This window comes from Williamsia sp. D3 (assembly GCF_000506245.1).
Classification (GTDB): Bacteria; Actinomycetota; Actinomycetes; order Mycobacteriales; family Mycobacteriaceae; genus Williamsia; species Williamsia muralis.
Genome location: NZ_AYTE01000012.1, coordinates 1 through 16,116, shown reverse-complemented (window position 1 = coordinate 16,116; position 16,116 = coordinate 1). Strand labels below are relative to the sequence as shown.

18 protein-coding genes are annotated in these 16,116 nt (G+C 65.1%); 10 read left to right on the top strand and 8 right to left on the bottom strand.

Annotated features, from left to right (window positions below; translation table 11 throughout):
- Positions 1–294: 294 nt before the first annotated feature.
- Both W823_RS37085 and W823_RS37080 read left to right on the top strand, forming a co-directional pair.
- Positions 295–1,596 carry a fatty acid desaturase gene (locus W823_RS37085; protein WP_023955886.1) on the top strand — a complete coding sequence of 434 codons (1,302 nt, stop codon included), beginning with the start codon at positions 295–297 and terminating at the stop codon, positions 1,594–1,596.
- A 106-nt stretch (positions 1,597–1,702) separates the two neighbouring features.
- The gene (locus tag W823_RS37080; protein ID WP_031331658.1) at positions 1,703–2,956 is read left to right on the top strand and encodes an acyl-CoA desaturase; all 1,254 of its coding nucleotides are present in this window, start codon (positions 1,703–1,705) and stop codon (positions 2,954–2,956) included.
- Here W823_RS37080 and rsgA read toward each other — a convergent pair.
- Entirely contained in the window at positions 2,953–3,945 is a 993-nt protein-coding gene (gene rsgA / locus W823_RS37075; protein WP_023955884.1) for a ribosome small subunit-dependent GTPase A, read from the bottom strand. The two genes, W823_RS37080 and rsgA, sit on opposite strands and share 4 nt — an antisense overlap.
- Positions 3,942–5,204 carry a 3-phosphoshikimate 1-carboxyvinyltransferase gene (gene aroA, locus W823_RS37070; protein ID WP_023955883.1) on the bottom strand — a complete coding sequence of 421 codons (1,263 nt, stop codon included), beginning with the start codon at positions 5,202–5,204 and terminating at the stop codon, positions 3,942–3,944. The genes rsgA and aroA overlap by 4 nt, the downstream gene beginning before the upstream one ends.
- A gap of 227 nt (positions 5,205–5,431) precedes the next feature.
- Between aroA and W823_RS37065 the strand changes: the two genes are divergently transcribed.
- Together W823_RS37065 and W823_RS37060 are read left to right on the top strand one after the other, a co-directional pair.
- On the top strand, positions 5,432–6,088 hold the full coding sequence (locus W823_RS37065) for a hypothetical protein (RefSeq protein ID WP_023955882.1): 657 nt from the start codon (positions 5,432–5,434) through the stop codon (positions 6,086–6,088).
- Between the two features lie 112 nt (positions 6,089–6,200).
- Positions 6,201–6,968, top strand: a complete 768-nt coding sequence (locus tag W823_RS37060; RefSeq protein ID WP_031331657.1) for an SOS response-associated peptidase — start codon at positions 6,201–6,203, stop codon at positions 6,966–6,968.
- Positions 6,969–7,015: 47 nt separating this feature from the next.
- On the opposite strand, the gene W823_RS37055 is transcribed toward W823_RS37060, so the two are convergent.
- Positions 7,016–7,498: a YbaK/EbsC family protein gene (locus W823_RS37055; RefSeq protein ID WP_023955880.1), complete on the bottom strand. Its 483-nt coding sequence runs from the start codon at positions 7,496–7,498 to the stop codon at positions 7,016–7,018.
- A gap of 239 nt (positions 7,499–7,737) precedes the next feature.
- On the opposite strand from W823_RS37055, the gene W823_RS37050 reads away from it, so the two are divergent.
- Positions 7,738–8,397 carry a sigma-70 family RNA polymerase sigma factor gene (locus tag W823_RS37050; RefSeq protein ID WP_165842425.1) on the top strand — a complete coding sequence of 220 codons (660 nt, stop codon included), beginning with the start codon at positions 7,738–7,740 and terminating at the stop codon, positions 8,395–8,397.
- Positions 8,394–8,717: a mycothiol system anti-sigma-R factor gene (rsrA, locus tag W823_RS37045; RefSeq protein WP_023955878.1), complete on the top strand. Its 324-nt coding sequence runs from the start codon at positions 8,394–8,396 to the stop codon at positions 8,715–8,717. Before W823_RS37050 ends, rsrA begins: the two co-directional genes overlap by 4 nt.
- Before the next feature lie 128 nt (positions 8,718–8,845).
- Here rsrA and W823_RS59520 read toward each other — a convergent pair whose 3' ends face one another.
- On the bottom strand, positions 8,846–8,926 hold the full coding sequence (locus W823_RS59520; RefSeq protein ID WP_369792591.1) for a 50S ribosomal protein bL37: 81 nt from the start codon (positions 8,924–8,926) through the stop codon (positions 8,846–8,848).
- Between the two features lie 110 nt (positions 8,927–9,036).
- Between W823_RS59520 and W823_RS37040 the strand changes: the two genes are divergently transcribed.
- Together W823_RS37040 and W823_RS37035 are read left to right on the top strand one after the other, a co-directional pair.
- Complete coding sequence (locus tag W823_RS37040; RefSeq protein WP_023955877.1) at positions 9,037–9,255, top strand: biotin/lipoyl-binding carrier protein; 219 nt, start codon at positions 9,037–9,039, stop codon at positions 9,253–9,255.
- Positions 9,256–9,334: 79 nt separating this feature from the next.
- A complete protein-coding gene (locus W823_RS37035; protein ID WP_023955876.1) occupies positions 9,335–10,840 on the top strand; it encodes a sensor histidine kinase in 1,506 nt (501 codons plus the stop codon).
- 116 nt (positions 10,841–10,956) lie between these two features.
- Here the strand turns inward: W823_RS37035 and W823_RS57115 are convergent, their stop codons facing one another.
- On the bottom strand, positions 10,957–11,211 hold the full coding sequence (locus tag W823_RS57115; RefSeq protein WP_023955875.1) for a WhiB family transcriptional regulator: 255 nt from the start codon (positions 11,209–11,211) through the stop codon (positions 10,957–10,959).
- Positions 11,212–11,502: 291 nt separating this feature from the next.
- Positions 11,503–12,471, bottom strand: a complete 969-nt coding sequence (locus tag W823_RS37025) for a diacylglycerol kinase family protein (RefSeq protein ID WP_369792585.1) — start codon at positions 12,469–12,471, stop codon at positions 11,503–11,505.
- A gap of 95 nt (positions 12,472–12,566) precedes the next feature.
- On the opposite strand from W823_RS37025, the gene W823_RS37020 reads away from it, so the two are divergent.
- On the top strand, positions 12,567–13,052 hold the full coding sequence (locus W823_RS37020) for a hypothetical protein (protein WP_023955873.1): 486 nt from the start codon (positions 12,567–12,569) through the stop codon (positions 13,050–13,052).
- Between the two features lie 70 nt (positions 13,053–13,122).
- Here W823_RS37020 and W823_RS37015 read toward each other — a convergent pair whose 3' ends face one another.
- Positions 13,123–13,803, bottom strand: a complete 681-nt coding sequence (locus tag W823_RS37015; protein ID WP_023955872.1) for an acid phosphatase — start codon at positions 13,801–13,803, stop codon at positions 13,123–13,125.
- 151 nt (positions 13,804–13,954) lie between these two features.
- Here W823_RS37015 and W823_RS37010 point away from each other — a divergent pair, with 151 nt between their 5' ends.
- A complete protein-coding gene (locus W823_RS37010) occupies positions 13,955–14,746 on the top strand; it encodes a ParA family protein (RefSeq protein ID WP_023955871.1) in 792 nt (263 codons plus the stop codon).
- A gap of 12 nt (positions 14,747–14,758) precedes the next feature.
- On the opposite strand, the gene W823_RS37005 is transcribed toward W823_RS37010, so the two are convergent.
- The gene (locus W823_RS37005) at positions 14,759–15,988 is read right to left on the bottom strand and encodes a hypothetical protein (protein ID WP_369792584.1); all 1,230 of its coding nucleotides are present in this window, start codon (positions 15,986–15,988) and stop codon (positions 14,759–14,761) included.
- Between the last annotated feature and the right edge of the window lie 128 nt (positions 15,989–16,116).

The window sequence follows — 16,116 nt, the reverse complement described above, 5'->3', positions numbered from 1 at the left end:
GTGAAAGCTCGGTGGGGTTGATCAACTCGCACATGATGCGCATCGAATCTCTTCGGGTGCGACGGTGCGAGGAAGCAGTTCCACGACGGTTCCGCGCATATGGCGCGGAGTACCCGTCAACTATAGCCCGCGATCGCCGCGTTCTGGGTATTTGCGCCTGCGTGACCTGAGTCTCACCGCACTGGACAGCCTCCGGATCGGAACCTACGATTGCGTAAGTTACGTTCCCGTAGGTTGCTCTCTCGATCCGGTTCGGCCTCCCCCCCAATCCTCGAGAAGAGAGGTTTGATTCAGATGGCAATAGCTGACATCCCCGAGTACGCCCACCTGACCGACGCCGATGTCGAAGCGCTCGGCGCGGAACTCGACGCGATCCGCCGCGACATCGAATCCGTCCGCGGCGAGAAGGATGCCAAGTACCTCCGCAACACGATTCGTTTCCAGCGCGGCATGGAGCTGACGGGCCGCGCGCTGCTGTTCGGTGCCCGCGACCGCAAGCTGTGGGCACTCGGTGCCGGCGCCCTGGGCGTCTCCAAGATCGTCGAGAACATGGAACTCGGCCACAACGTGATGCACGGTCAATGGGACTGGATGAACGACCCGGAAGTGCATTCGACCAGCTGGGAATGGGACAACACCGGTCCATCCGCCCACTGGAAGCACACGCACAACTTCATCCACCACAAGTACACAAACGTGCTGGGGATGGACGACGACGTGGGCTACGGATTGATCCGTGTGACCCGGGATCAGCGGTGGAAGCCGTTCAACCTGGGCAACCTGGCCTACAACACGCTCCTCATGCTGTTCTTCCAGTACGGCGTCGCCGTCCAGCACCTCGAACTCGGCCGGGTCGCCGCGGGCAAACACCCCAACCCCGACGAGTTCAAGAAGGACCTCAAGGACGTCGGCATCAAGGTGGGCCGGCAGATCGGCAAGGACTACGTCGTGTACCCGGCGCTGGCCGGCGCGACCAACCGCTCGTGGACGAGCTGGGGACGGGCGATGACCGCCACGCTCGCCGGCAACACCATCCGCAACATCTGGACCAATGCAGTGATCTTCTGCGGTCATTTCCCTGATGGAGCCGAGAAGTTCACCAAGCAGGACATGGAGAACGAGACCCAGGCGCAGTGGTACTTGCGGCAGATGCTGGGCAGCGCCAACTTCCATGCGGGCAAGCCCCTCGCCTTCATGAGCGGCAATCTCTGCTACCAGATCGAGCACCACCTGTTCCCGGATCTGCCGAGCAACCGGCTCGCGGAGATCTCCGTGCGGGTTCGCGAACTGTGCGAGAAGTACGACCTGCCGTACACCACTGGCCCGTTCCTGGTGCAGTACGCGAAATCCTGGCGCACCATCGCCAAACTGTCGCTACCGAACAAGTACCTCAAGGCGACCACCGACGACGCACCTGAAACGGCGTCCGAACGACGCTTCAAGTCGCATCCCGAGCAGCGACTCGTCGCCGAGATCGACCCGGCCACAGGCCGCCGCCGTGGATTGCGCAGTGCGATCAACAGTCTTCGCGGTCGCCGTTCACCGGTGATCTCCATCCGTAAACGCACTCAGACCGACGGCGTCAGGGCTGCCTGAACGTACCGGGTCGCCCCCGACAACCCCGGCGTGGACAATGGTGGAACACCACCAGTCCACGCGGCTTCATCCGGTGGACAACGCCGACAAGGAGTTACAAGGCGCGATGGCAATCACTGACATCAACGCGTATGCGCATCTGACCGAAGCCGACGTCGAGGCCCTCGGCAACGAGCTCGATGCACTGCGACGCGAGATCGAATCCGACCGCGGCGAGCGCGATGCCAAGTATCTGCGGCGCACCATCGCCGCACAGCGATTCCTGGAGGTCGGCGGTCGGCTGACACTGCTGGGAAGCCGCAACCGGCTGCTGTGGCTCGGCGGAACGGCCATGCTCTCGGTCGCCAAGATCATCGAGAACATGGAACTCGGCCACAATGTCATGCACGGCCAATGGGATTGGATGAACGACCCGGAGGTGCACTCCACGTCGTGGGAGTGGGACATGGTGTGCGCCTCGACCCACTGGAAGCACTCGCACAACTACATCCATCACAAGTACACGAATGTGGTCGGCATGGATCACGACGTGGGCTACCGGGTGCTGCGGGTGACGCGCGACGAACCGTGGCAGTGGAAGCACCTGCCCCAACCGTTCATCAACTTGTTCCTCGCTGCCACCTTCGAGTGGGGAATCGGTCTGCACGACTTGGAGATCCGGGAGTACCTGGCGGGAAACAAGCCGAAAGAGATTGCGGTCCCGCAGATCAAGGACTTCTCGAAGAAGGTCGCCAAGCAGCTGGCCAAGGACTATGTGATCTTCCCGCTGCTCTCGGGCAAGGCTGCTCGTCGTACCCTCTCCGCCAATCTGACGGCCAACCTGGTTCGTAACTTCTGGGCGTACCTCGTCATCTTCTGTGGTCACTTCCCTGATGGCGCCGAGAAGTTCAACGAGGAAACGCTGATCGACGAGACGCACGGCCAGTGGTACCTGCGGCAGATGCTCGGCACCGCCAACTTCAATGCCGGCCCGGCGATGGCGTTCATGAGCGGCAACCTCTGCTACCAGATCGAACACCACCTCTTTCCTGATCTGCCGTCGAATCGCTACGCCGAGATCGGTGTCCGGATCCGCGAGCTGTGCGAGAAGTACGACCTGCCGTACACCACGGGATCGTTGCCGAACCAGTACTGGTTGACGTTCCGGACCATCTGCAAGCTCGCGCTGCCCGACGGTCTGCTCGTCGACACCGCCGACGATGCGCCGGAAACCGCCTCGGAGAAGAAGTTCGCGGGTCTGCGTGGCGCCGCTGCGGTGAGTGGCCGACGGCTCGCCGCCGACAAGCGGGAGGGCCTCAAAACCGCTCTTGCCGAGGCGCGTTCACGGCGCAAGGCCCGCACACAGCAGTTGCGCGCCTAGTCCCAGTGGTTGGCCACGCTCAGCGCGGCCAGTAGTTCGCGCACAGCCATGGCGCGACGATGGTGCTGGCCCTCGAGCGCGTCCAGAGCGCATTCGGGGTCCGCGGGCGGACCGAGGTGGGTGCAACCACGGGGGCAGGCCTCGATGGCGACGGCCAGGTCGTCGAAAGCCTTGATGACGTCCTCCGGGCCGATGTGGGCGAGCCCGAACGAGCGGATGCCGGGTGTGTCGACCACCCATCCGCCGCCGGGTAACGGCAGCACCACCGACTGTGTCGAGGTGTGCCGGCCCTTGCCCACACCTGACACCACCGCGGTTGCGCGGTAGGCGTCGGGAACGAGTCTGTTCACAAGCGTGGATTTGCCGACGCCGCTGTGCCCGATCAAGGCGGTCAGCTTGCCCTGCAACAGTTCCTGCGCGGGTTCGATGGGATCGTCCCGCCCGGCGATCAGAACCGGCAAGTCGAGGTCGGCGAACGCCGCCCGGAAGGATTCGGGGTCGGCCAGGTCCCCTTTGGTCAGGCACAGTATCGGAGTGAGGCCGCCGACATAGGCTGCGGCCAAGGCTCGTTCGACGAATCCGGTGCGTGGCGGTGGGTCGGCGAGGGCGGTGACGATTAGCAGTTGCTCGGCGTTGGCCACCACGATGCGCTCGTACGGGTCTGTGTCATCAGCCGTGCGCCGCAACACAGTTCGTCGCGGCGCCACCCGGACGATGCGCGCCAGGGTGTCCGCTTTGCCGGAGAGGTCGCCCACCACCGAGACGTCGTCACCGACCACGATGGGGGTACGGCCGAGTTCGCGGGCGCGCATGCAGACAACTCTGGTGTCGGGGTCGTCGGCGAGTACGCATCCCCACCGTCCGCGATCGACGGAGACCACCATGGCGGTCTCGGCATCCTCATGTGTCGGACGGGTTTTGGTGCGTGGCCGAGTGCCCCGGCCCGGGCGTACCCGGACATCGGTCTCGTCGTACTGCCGCTTGCTCAAGCGTTGATCATCCTCGCCCACATCGCCGGGAAGTCGGGGAGTGTCTTGGCGGTGGTGCCGATGTCGTCGACCGAGACGCCCTCGGTGACCAGACCGACAAGAGCGCCTGCAGTGGCCATCCGGTGATCGGCGTACGCACGCCAGGTCCCGCCGTGCAGGGTTCTGGGCTCGATGACAAGACCGTCCGGGGTTTCGCTGCACCGCCCACCCAGCCGGTTGATCTCGGCGGTCAACGCCGCGAGGCGGTCGGTCTCGTGGCCCCTCAGATGGGCGATTCCGGAGAGTGTCGAGGGTCCTTCCGCGAGTGCGCACAGTGCGGCGACGGTCGGGGTCAGTTCGCCGACGGCGCTCATGTCCCACGAGATTCCTTGCAGCGCAGTGGGTCCGGTGATCGAGAGAACGCCCTCCTCGTTCTGGCTGCGGCACCCCATCGCCTCGAGGATCTGGACGATCACCGCCCCTGGCTGGGTGGTCGTCACCGGCCACCGGGGAACCGAGATCGTGCCGCCGGTGGCTGCAGCGGCGGCAAGGAAGGCCGCGGCGTTCGACAGGTCGGGCTCGATCTGCCAATCGACGGCGCGGACCACGCCTGGCGCCACCTGCCAACGGTTCGCGGTCGAGACGTCCACAGCGACACCGGCTGTGGTCAGCATGTCGATCGTCATCGTGATGTGGGGGGTCGACGGGACGGGGTCACCGACGTGGAGGATCGTGAGTCCGTTGTCGAAGCGGGCCGCACTGAGCAGCAGGCCCGAGACGAACTGCGATGAGGCCGACGCGTCGATGGTCACCTCGCCCCCGCGGACCGAACCGGTCCCGGTGATGGTGAACGGGAGGGAGTCGCCCGCGACCTGGACACCGATGTCGCGCAGTGCCCCGAGGATGGTGTGCAGCGGCCGGCTGCGGGCCTGTTCGTCACCGTCGAACTCCACGACGCCGTCCGCCTGAGCAGCCAGCGGAGGAACAAACCGCATGACCGTGCCGGCCAGCCCACAATCGATCTTTCCGCTGTGCATGGGCGCGGGCGTGATGGTGACGGTGACGGGATCGTCGGGATCGATGTCGACCCCGACACCGAGCTCGGCCAGCGCATCGAGCATCAGGTCGCTGTCACGGCTGCGGAGTGTGCCGGTCAGTGTCGACGGACCGTCGGCCTGTGCCGCCAGCACCAGCGCCCGGTTGGTGATCGACTTGCTGCCGGGGAGGCTGACAACGGCGTCGACGGGCGCGGGAGCGTGAGGGGCGTTCCATGCATTCACCCAGACAGTCTTTCATGCCTTCGCAGCAGGTCCGATGGTCTGAGGCGGCCTCGGGGCGCCGTCGGGCGATTGTGGTCTGCCGAATAGCTGACAAGACGGGAATTTGTGGCCGTTTGCCCGCTATGTTCTTTCCATGAACCTTCGCCCAACTCGCCCCGCCGCGCTCGTCGCACTATGTGCCGCAGCCGTTTTGACCCTCTCGGCGTGCTCCGACGACTCGTCGGACAGTGCGGATCCGTCCGCGAGCGCGCAAAACGTCCTCGAGTTCGGAGCCCACGGCCGCCGAACTCGACGCCCGTGCCGAAGACCTGATGCTCCCCGAGTCGGAGTTCCCTGGCGGCGGCACGTATGTGGTCATGGACAAAGCCGCGATCGAAGCCGACAACGAGTCCGATCCCGAGGTCACGCCGACGGGCTGCGCGAACATCGCCGATGAGACCGACGCCAGCAAGCAATTCGACCGGGCGAAGGTCAAGTACGACCTCGAGGACGGAAGCACCATCGAAACCCAGGTCATCCTCGGGCAGGACGGTTCCTTCGAGGAGCTGGAGAACGACATCGCGTCCTGTCCTGCGATGACCATGCGCGACGACCTCCCGGATGGTTCGCAGTTGGTCGCCGAGATGGAGAACTCGCTCGAAGACCCCCAGGGCACCACCGTCCCGGCGAAGACCGTCGTGAGCACCGGCACCGCAACCGTGGGTGCTGACACCTTGCCGCTGACCATTCGGTCAACCGGGGCCTACGTCGACGGCGTCACCGTGAGCGTCGACGTGACGCTCATCGGAGAGGACGCCGGCAGTTGGGGCAGCGCCGACGAGGCGGCAGTGGTGGACCTCCTCAACAAGCAGATCGCCATCGTCCAGGACGCAGCCAACGCCTGATACCGACCGAACCGGCGCCCTCTCGACCTGTCGAGGGGGCGCTGGTGTTCTTGTGTGCCGGAACATGCGTCAGTGCCGCGGTCGGCGCTCGCGCGGGGGGATAATGGGCCGCATGTGTGGGCGATACGCCACGACGGCGAGTACATCAGATCTGGTTGCCGCATTCGACGCTGCTCTGGCCGCCGAGGACGCGGCCAAACTCGACACTCCGTCCTACAACGTGGCTCCGACGACGACGGTCCCGACCGTTCTCGAACGGGCCGAACGGTCCGAGTCCGATCAGTCCCTCCGACGATCGGAGTCGGTCCATGCCACCGATGGCGACCCGGCCGTACAAAGGCAGTTGCGGGCACTGCGCTGGGGACTGGTGCCCAGTTGGGCCAAGGACCCGTCCATCGGCAGTCGGATGATCAACGCGCGATCGGAGACGCTGACCGAGAAGCCCTCGTTCAAACGGGCCGCCGCGAAACGCCGCTGCATCTTGCCGGCGGCCGGCTTCTTCGAGTGGACCAAGGGGGAGGACGGCAAGAAGCTGCCGTTCTTCATGCACGACCCCGACACCCCCATCCTCGGTTTCGCGGGCCTCTACGAACTGTGGCCCGACCCGGGCAAGGCCAAGGATGATCCGGACCGCTGGTTGTGGACCACCACGGTGATCACCCGTCCCGCGGCGGATGCGCTGGGCCACATCCACGACCGCACGCCGGTCATCGTGACCCCGGACATGCGCGACGACTGGCTGGATTGCTCGAGCGGCAAGGTCGATGTGGCCCGAGACCTGCTGGCAGCCCTGCCCGAGCCGCATCTGGTGCCGTACCGGGTGTCCACCGACGTGAACAACGTCCGCAACAATCGCGCGGATCTGATCCAGCCGCTCTGAGGGTCCGCGCAGCACGGTTCCTCGGCGCTTCAGCAGTCCCGGCGCCTTCAGGAAGTGATGTCTGCGACGACGGCGTCGGTGACGGCGATCAGGTCGGCGGGGGACAGCTCGATCTCGAGGCCGCGTTTGCCCCCACTGCAGAACACCACGGGCCACAGCTCGGCCGTCTCGTCGACGACGGTGGGCAGCGGCCTGCGCTGACCGATCGGTGACACCCCGCCCAGGACGTAGCCGGTGACCCGCATGACGTCCTTCGGCTCGGCCATCGATGCTTTGCCGCCCAGCCCCAAGGCGGCAGCGGCGGCCTTGAGCGAGAGCCGCATGGGAACGGGGATGACCGCCACGGCCAGCGTGCCGGCCACATCGAACACCAGCGTCTTGAATATCTGGTCGGGTTCGGCGCCCACCGCGTCGGTCATGAACGAGACGGCCTCAGGACCCCAGGCCCCGTCCGAACTCGCCGAATATTTGTGAACGCGGTGGTCGATGCCTGCGGTCTGCAGGGCCAGCAATGCCGAAGTCGCTGCCATGGGGATCCATTGTCCTGCCCGAGATGGGTGTTCGGTCCGGCCACCCCGTTGCCGTGACGAGAGTGCCCTGACAGTCACTGATAAAGCCCAGGCTGGGCGAAACCTGACGTCTTCCGGAACAAGGTGCGCGGTGATGGTGTTCTTTACTGCGAAGGAGGTGTGGTGTGCACAGCAACTCAGCAGATACCGGGTCGGTAGGCTTGCTCGACAGACCTGATTTTCCCGCAGGTCTCGAAGGGATTGTCGTGACCGAAGCCGAAACACCGGAAGAGCACCCAGAGACCCCGGAAGAGCAGTACGCGCGATTCGAGCGCGACGCTCTGCCGTTGCTCGATCAGATGTACGGGGCCGCGCTGCGGATGACCCGTAATCCGGCCGATGCCGAAGATCTGGTGCAGGAGACGTATGTGAAGGCGTTCACCGCGTTCAAGTCGTTCCGTGCCGGGACCAACCTGAAGGCCTGGCTGTACCGGATTCTCACCAACACGTACATCAACGGCTATCGCAAGAAGCAGCGACAGCCCGCGCAGTATCCGACCGACGAGATCACCGACTGGCAGCTGGCGGCCACCGCCGAGCACACGTCGGCCGGTCTGCGGTCGGCCGAGATCGAGGCGCTCGACGCCCTCCCGGACGACGACATCAAGGCAGCTCTGCAGGAGCTGCCCGAGGACTTCCGGATGGCCGTGTACTACGCGGACGTCGAAGGCCTGCCCTACAAGGAGATCGCCGAGATCATGGACACCCCGATCGGGACCGTGATGTCGCGATTGCACCGGGGCCGTAAGCAATTGCGCGACCTGCTCGGCGACGTCGCTCGCGAGCGCGGATTCAACAGAGGAACTGGCGGCCGATCGGCCGGTGGCCGCAAGGGTCACGAACAGGAGGTTGCCGGATGAGTACCGGGAATGCAGGCGATGGAGTGGGACACGACGCGCGTGCCGACGAGGCCATCGACGAAAACGACCGGCTCGACTGTTCGGCGGTGATCGCCGATGTCTGGCTGCTGCTCGACAACGAGTGCGACCAGAACGCGCGGGCGCGGCTGCAGACGCACATCGATTCGTGCGCGCCATGCCTCGAGCACTACGGGATCGAGAAGCAGCTCAAGAGTCTGGTGAGCCGCAAATGCGGTGGGGATCAGGCGCCAGAAGGCCTGCGCGAACGCCTGACCCTGGAGATCCGCAAGACGGTCATCGTCCGCGAGACCCGCGGGTAGTTCCGCCACACACGAGCCCCCAAGCAAACGATCCACTTATCTGAAGACAGTCCGCCGTGCAAGCGGATCGTCCTCGGATAAGTGGATCGATTGTTGTTTCGGGCACTCTTCGATGAAGCGCCCAACGCTCAGGCGTTGGGGCGCTTACCGTGGTTGGCCGCGTTCTTCTTGCGGGCCCGCTTCTTACGTCCACGTTTTTCCCATGACAGTCTCCTTTCGACAGCGCTCCATTGTGACACGAAGGGGGTCGCCGCCGAGAATCGCGGACGGTCTTCGTGCGATAGGTTGATACCGCAGAACATCAACTTGGGAGGACGGCATGGCAGAAGAGGTCGTGGCAGAGATTGTGGCGAGCGTTCTCGAAGTGGTCGTCACCCCTGGTCAGGTGGTGGAAGCCGGTGACACCATCGTCCTCTTGGAGTCGATGAAGATGGAGATCCCGGTACTCGCCGAAGAGGCGGGCACGGTGACCGAGGTCAAGGTCAATGTCGGCGACGTGATCCAGGCCGGACACCTCATCGCGGTCATCGACAACTGACCGCCGAGCTCGCGGTCGTGATGTCGACAAACGCTGACGCGCGCGCCGCTCACACTCCGAACAAGCGGGGTCCGTCCTGATGTCGACGCTGTCCGAGCTGCTCGCCGAACACACCGAGCTCTCCGGCGCCGCAGGTGGCCATCTTCAGCGCGTGGTCGCCGAGTGGCAGTTGCTGGCGGACCTGTCGTTCGCCGACCTTCAGATGTGGGTTCATTCGCAGCGGACTCACGACACCTCAGACGACGGTACGTCCGGCGACACCACCCATATGGTCTGTGTCGCCCAGTGTCGTCCCAACACGGCGCCCACCGTCTTTCCGTCCGACGTGGTCGGTACATCGATCACTGTCGACGAGAATCCTCAGGTGTTCGGTGCACTGGTCAGTGGCCGTATCTTGCGTGAAGAAGATCCGACGTGGGTGGGATCGGTGGCGATCCGGCGTGAAGCGGTGCCCGTCAGGTTCGAGGGAGCAGTTGTCGGAGTGCTCGCCCGGGCCATCAATCTGACGCAGCCGAGGCTGCCGTCACCGCTGGAGCTCTCCTACCAGGACTGCGCAAATGACTTGTGCCAGATGGTGTCTGAGGGCACGTTCCCGCAAAATGAAGGCAACCCGCGGGGGCTGTCCACCCCTCGTGCCGGCGACGGTTTCATTCGCGTCGACGAACACTGCGCCGTGCAGTACGCCAGTCCCAACGCACTGTCCGCGTATCACCGGATGGGGTGGACGTCCGAGCTCGGCGGCAACAACCTCGCCGATGTGACCGTGTCACTGCTGACCGATCCGTTCGAATCCGAAGAAGCCGCCGCGATGTTGCGTGCCGCCGCCGAAGGGCACGCCGGCATGCGGATCGAGGCGGACGCGCACCGTGCGACGGTGCTGATCCGCGCTGTCCCACTCCGGCCCCGCGGCGAACTGGTCGGCGCCGTGATCCTCGTGCGCGACGTCACCGAGGTCAAACGCCGGGACCTGGCCTTGATCAGTAAAGACGCAACCATCCGCGAGATCCACCACCGGGTGAAGAACAACCTCCAAAGTGTGTCGGCGCTGCTGCGTCTGCAGGCCCGCCGTACCCCCAACGAAGAGGCCCGGCAAGCGCTCGGCGAGGCCGTGCGCCGGGTCGCCTCGATCGCGCTGGTTCACGAATTGCTCTCGGGCAGCGTGGATGAGGAGGTTGATCTCGACGTCGCCATCGACCAGCTCGTCCCGGTGATGGCGGATGTGGCGTCCGGTGGCAGTGACGTTGTCGTGCGCCGGGTCGGAAAGATCGGTGTGGTGAAGAGTGACCTCGCGATGCCGATGGTGATGGTGCTCACCGAGCTCATCCAGAATGCGGTCGAGCACGGATTCGCGCCCGAACAATCGGGCCTGGTCTTGATCGAGACCTCCCGCACCACCCGCGAACTCGTGATCACGGTGCACGACAACGGGATCGGGTTGCCGCCGGACTTCGATCCGCAGAAGTCCGACCGGCTGGGGCTGCAGATCGTGCACACGCTGGTGCAGATCGAGCTGTCCGGCACGTTGGAGCTGCGCAGCGGAACCGATGGTGGTACCGATGCCGTGCTCACCGTTCCGTTGCGCTGAAAAGCGCTGACGCTCTTTGCCTTTGAGCCTGAAACAACACAAACCCGGTGGCTGGTGCCACCGGGTTGGGTTGTCTGTTGTCGGGTGATCAGTGGGCTGTGATCACCCGGGTCGGGCTATACGGAACTGCGTGTGCGACTGCGTGCATTGCGCCGCTTGAGCGCACGCCGCTCGTCTTCGCTCATTCCGCCCCAAACGCCTGCGTCCTGTCCGGACTCCAATGCCCAAGTGAGGCAATCAGCTGTAACCGGGCAGCGGTTGCAGACGAGCTTCGCATCAGCAATCTGCGCGATGGCCGGGCCACTGTTTCCCACCGGGAAGAACAGCTCCGGGTCCTCGTCGCGACAAATTGCGTTGTGACGCCAGTCCATCCCTCTGCTCCTTCAGGCGCTTCTTCGCGCCGCTCGTAACCGTCAGTTCATGCGTGCGTAGTTATTGTTTCCGCACTGTTGCTTGTGAATACTTTCACGAATCCAGATGAAGTCAATGGTGTTGCGTTAACACGTGTGCAATATCACTGTGTAGGGGGTGCCTTCATTGGTCCACCTCCCGTTGTACTACTGTGCGGACGGTTCTGCCTGTGATTTATCAGGCAAACATGGTGTGACCTCGGACTCTTTACAGATGTCCAACGATCAGCTAACACGCGGACGAGAGGCACATCACTCGGGCGGAGCGACCACTTCCAACGCACCGGACCTGCAGCCGAACGTCAGGGCGGTACGCGTCCCGAGGTATTCGCCGTCCATCTGCATGTCTATCGGTGCCGTGCTGCTGACCACCACGGACGGGACGTCGTCGGCCCTGAGCAGGTGGCGTGCGCTCGGCTGTGCCGTGCGCGAGAGCAGCTGGCGGGCGAGCGGAAGGTTACGCAGCGGACTCATCGATCTCGACGCGAACACGCCCAGTTGTCCATCGAAGCTGGTGTCCGGATTGGTCTCGATGGGCCGCGCGCCCAGATAGGTCCAGGGGCGGGAGTTGGAGACGAACAGATAGTGGACGCCGTCTACAGGTTCGGCGTCGGGAAGGGTGACGGTCAGCGTCGGCTGCCCGCCCGCGGCCCCGATGAAAGTACGTACCGCGGTCCACAGATATCTCGTGGCGGAGGCCCGGTGACCTGCCACGCGCTGTTCGTCGATCGACTTCACCACCTGGGCGTCGAGACCCAGGCCCGCGTTGAACAGAAACCAGCGGTCATCGGTGTGGCCGAGACTGACTCGGCGCCGTGCCCCGCCGGCGAGCAGATGCACGAGCTGGCCGGTGGCCTTGAGCGGATCGGGATCGATACCCAGCGCCCTGGCGAACACGTTTGCGCTGCCTCCCGGCACAACCGCCACGGCAGGTGAGGGCAGGCCGCTCGACTGAGCCGATCCGGGCGGGTCGATGACGCCGTTGACCACCTCGTTCACGCTGCCGTCGCCGCCGTGGACCACAACGACGTCGTAACCCTCGAGCCGAGCCTTCGCCGCCAGTTCCCCGGCATGTCCTCGGTGGGTGGTGTGTTCGACGGTGATCTCGACAAATGGGGTCCGGTGGTCTCCGGGCCGGCGCAGTGACGCAGTCAGGGTGCCCACCAGCGCATCCCGCCCCGCCTCGGTGGTCGAGGTGGCGAAGGGATTGACAATCAGCATCGCGCGCACGAGAAGTGAGCCTAGCGGGATGTGGGGATCCACCGCCGACGCGATCCTCCACCGTCCGGCCGATCGCGGACCACTAGGCTGGTCCGGTGCCGGAATCAACTCCTCCGATCAACGTTCGCCGGGCAGGCGCCATCGTGGCGCTCGAGGGCGCCGCCTTCATCGTCTATGCGATTGTCGCCGTTGTCCGCGGCCTGATGGGCCACGAAGAGGAGGCGATCAGTGGGTACGGCACCGCAGCGTGGTTCGCAATCCTCGGCGGCGGCATCTTCGCAGGTGGGCTCGCGCTGCTGATGGGCCGGCGATGGGGGAGGGCGATCGCGGTCATCGCTCAGGTCCTGCTGCTGCCGTTCGCCTTTGCGCTGATCACCGACAGCGACCTGCCGGTTCTCGGTACGCCGATCCTGATCGCTCTGGTGGCGGCACTGGTGTTCCTCTTCAGCCCGTCCTCGATGACGTGGTTCGCTGCCGCATACGCGATCGACGGTCCAGACGACGACGCGGAAGATGCTGTGGCAGACAAAAAGTCGGCGCCAAAGCGCGCGCAGTCACGCAAGAAGAAGCGTCGCCGGTAGCGGCGCCGCGCTCGGTGTCTCCCCGAGATCGATATCGGGGTGGCGGTTGGTCAGGACACGCCCGGGCCGGTCACGTGACGGTTCGCACATGGGCCGGGCGGCCGGCATCCACGTAATCGGCGCTGCGATAGCCGGTGATCCCGAGCGACTGGATCTGATGGGTCTCGCCGTCGAAGCCGAGAACCGCCAGCGATGCGGGCAGCATCGCAAAATGAGCGCCGAATCGGACCGGTGCGCCGATCCACCGTGCGAGCAACGACCGCGAGAAGTGTCCGTGGCCGATGACCACCACCGATCGATCGCGCAGGTACTGCACGAGGTCGGCGATCACACCGTCCATCCGGTCACTCATCTGCTGCGGTGACTCACCATCGGGTCCGCCGCGATTCCATACCGTCCAACCCGGGTCGGTCTCGCGGATCTCCGGTGTGGTGAGTCCTTCGTATCGGCCGTAGTCCCACTCGGCGAACTCCTCGCCCGTACGGGTGATGGTCAATCCGGCCAATTCGGCGGTGTGGCGGGCGCGCAGCCTCGGCGACGACAGCACCAGCGGATCGGTCAAGAGCAGCTCATCGAGTGGCGCCCGCAGGCTCTGGGCCTGCTGTTCACCGAGCTCTGTCAGAGCGATATCGCTCGACCCGGTGTGCTTTCCCACCTTCGACCACTCCGTCTCACCGTGGCGGATGAGGATGAGGCGATGGATTGCCGAAACCGCAGCGTTCTCTGCGGACAAATTGCTCGGTGGGCGCATAGGGTCAAGGGAACACAGGCTGCGACGGCACCGCAAGCCATCTTCTGTTCCTGGCCGGCGGACAGAACATGTAATTGTGGGCGCTGTCGGAGACAGAGCAGGGCGAAGCTCGATCAGCTCTTCCAAATGCGTGGCCGGAGGGAGTCAAGCAATGAGCAAGGTACTTGCCGTGGCGAATCAAAAGGGTGGCGTCGCCAAGACGACAACCGTGATCTCGCTGGGGGCGGCGCTGGCGGGGATGGATGTGTCGGTCTTGGTCGTGGACCTCGATCCTCAAGGCAGCCTTACGTTTTCGTTGGGTCACGACCCTGACAAGTTGCCCGTTTCGGTGCACGACGTGCTGCTCGGCGAAGCGGAGATCGCCGACGTACTGCTCGACACCGAAGACAAGATGACGTTGCTGCCGGCGACCATCGACCTCGCCGGCGCCGAGGCCCTGTTGCTGATGCGGCCGGGGCGCGAGTACGCGCTCAAACGGGTGCTGGCAAAGGTGGCCGACGACTATGACGTGATCATCATCGACTGCCCGCCGTCCCTCGGCGTGCTCACCTTGAACGGACTCACCGCGGCGGACGAGGTGATCGTGCCCCTACAGTGCGAGACGCTTGCGCATCGAGGTGTCGGTCAGCTGCTGCGCACGGTCACCGAGATCCAGCAGATCACGAACCCTGATCTTGCGCTGCTCGGCGCGTTGCCGACCCTGTACGACGCCCGCACCACCCACAGTCGCGATGTGCTCGCTGACGTCTCCGATCGGTACGACCTCCCCGTGCTGGCTCCCGCGATCCCGCGCACGGTGCGCTTTGCCGAGGCGTCGGCGACCGGGGTCAGTGTGCTCGGGGGTCGCAAGAACAAGGGGTCGGAGGCCTACCGGGAACTCGCGGAGAACCTGTGGAAGCACTGGCAGGTGGGAGCCGACCTGGTGACGATCGACGCGGAGTGATCTCCACTCGGCCTAGGCCGCGGAGGGTTTCAGTACCGAGATCGTCGGTCCCCATTGCTGGACGACGTTGTCGCCGATCAGGCCGAGTGTGATGATGCCACCGCCGTAGCCGCTGCGCGGCACCGGGATCGACCGTATCGGCCGGCCGTCGACGATGTTGTGTTCGCTGATGCCCGACGCACTGGGCAGCAGCAGAGAACCTGCCATCACCACGCCGGGCCCCAGTGTCGCCGGTACCTGGAACCGGGCTTGCAACGTGCTCGCGTCCAGGACCAGCGTGGCCTCGCCGGTCCAGAAGGTGATGAGCCCGCCGCTACTGACCGGCTTGCTCTCGACACCCACCGCACGCCCCAGCAGGGTGGTGCGGCCCCGCAGGGTGCCGTCGAGTGCGTAGGTCTCGAGCATGGGGCTCGGCGACGAGACGTACACGGCCACGCCGTTCGCACCGACCGCCACCACGCGGGGTGGTGAACCGAGATCAGCGGTGATCAACGTCGACCCCTGCTCGTCCAGCTTCTCGTCTTTGTCCAGCGTCGCACCGAGAACCGTCAATCGGTACCCGGGTTCGATCCCGCACCGCTCGACGACTGCCACCCGGCCGGAACCGATTGCGCTGGACAGCAACTCGCAGCCGGACCGCGGTTGTGCGCCTGGGTTCACGGGTGCGTCCACGCGACCGTATTCGATGGTGCGCACCAGATCGCTGCGCCACGTCTCCAACCGGGTGTCGCCCTGTGCCAGGAAATAGTCCTTCTCGACGCTGAAGTCGAGAGTGCTGTCGGCGTCGCTACTACGGGACGCCGCGCGCTGTCCGGTGGCGGAGTAGAGAGCTGTCACCTCGCTGCAGCCGCGGGCATTGCGATAGACCGCGATGACGTAGTCGCGTCCCGAGCCGGGCCAGCCGGCAACCCCGCACAGCGGCAGGTCACGGCGGTAGGACCAGAGTTCACGTCCCGTCGACGGGTCGTGTCCGATGACGGTCCCACCGTCGCCGGTGACCACCACCGGGCCGATCACAACGGGCACTGTGGTCGCGTTGCTGGCAGCGCGCCAGGCCTCGGTGAGACCCGACGGCACCGACGATGCCGAGGTCGGAAGAGGTGCGGAGTTCTGGGCGGGGTCCGAGCTGGTCCCGCGCACGGCGCTGGTGGACCAGATGGCAACGCCTGCAACGACGATCACCACAACGATGACCGCGGCCACCGCGAGATCGACCCGTGTTCGCCGCTCAGGCTTTGGCACCGTCAGTTACTCCGAGGTGCTGCTCACGGTCTCGCCGTTACCTTCGGCGCCGCCCGAGGTCTGCCCGCCACGGCGACGTCGACGACGCCGCGGACGGTCGCCGCCCTCGGTGCCCGGTCCGGACGTCT

Coding starts and splice junctions, on each gene's coding strand:
- W823_RS37085 (WP_023955886.1), top strand. CDS start 295: ATGGCAATAGCTGACATCCCCGAGTACGCCCACCTGACCGACGCCGAT.
- W823_RS37080 (WP_031331658.1), top strand. CDS start 1,703: ATGGCAATCACTGACATCAACGCGTATGCGCATCTGACCGAAGCCGAC.
- W823_RS37060 (WP_031331657.1), top strand. CDS start 6,201: ATGTGTGGGCGATACGCCACGACGGCGAGTACATCAGATCTGGTTGCC.
- W823_RS37055 (WP_023955880.1), bottom strand. CDS start 7,498: ATGGCAGCGACTTCGGCATTGCTGGCCCTGCAGACCGCAGGCATCGAC.
- rsrA (WP_023955878.1), top strand. CDS start 8,394: ATGAGTACCGGGAATGCAGGCGATGGAGTGGGACACGACGCGCGTGCC.
- W823_RS37040 (WP_023955877.1), top strand. CDS start 9,037: ATGGCAGAAGAGGTCGTGGCAGAGATTGTGGCGAGCGTTCTCGAAGTG.
- W823_RS37035 (WP_023955876.1), top strand. CDS start 9,335: ATGTCGACGCTGTCCGAGCTGCTCGCCGAACACACCGAGCTCTCCGGC.
- W823_RS57115 (WP_023955875.1), bottom strand. CDS start 11,211: ATGGACTGGCGTCACAACGCAATTTGTCGCGACGAGGACCCGGAGCTG.
- W823_RS37025 (WP_369792585.1), bottom strand. CDS start 12,471: ATGCTGATTGTCAATCCCTTCGCCACCTCGACCACCGAGGCGGGGCGG.
- W823_RS37015 (WP_023955872.1), bottom strand. CDS start 13,803: ATGCGCCCACCGAGCAATTTGTCCGCAGAGAACGCTGCGGTTTCGGCA.
- W823_RS37010 (WP_023955871.1), top strand. CDS start 13,955: ATGAGCAAGGTACTTGCCGTGGCGAATCAAAAGGGTGGCGTCGCCAAG.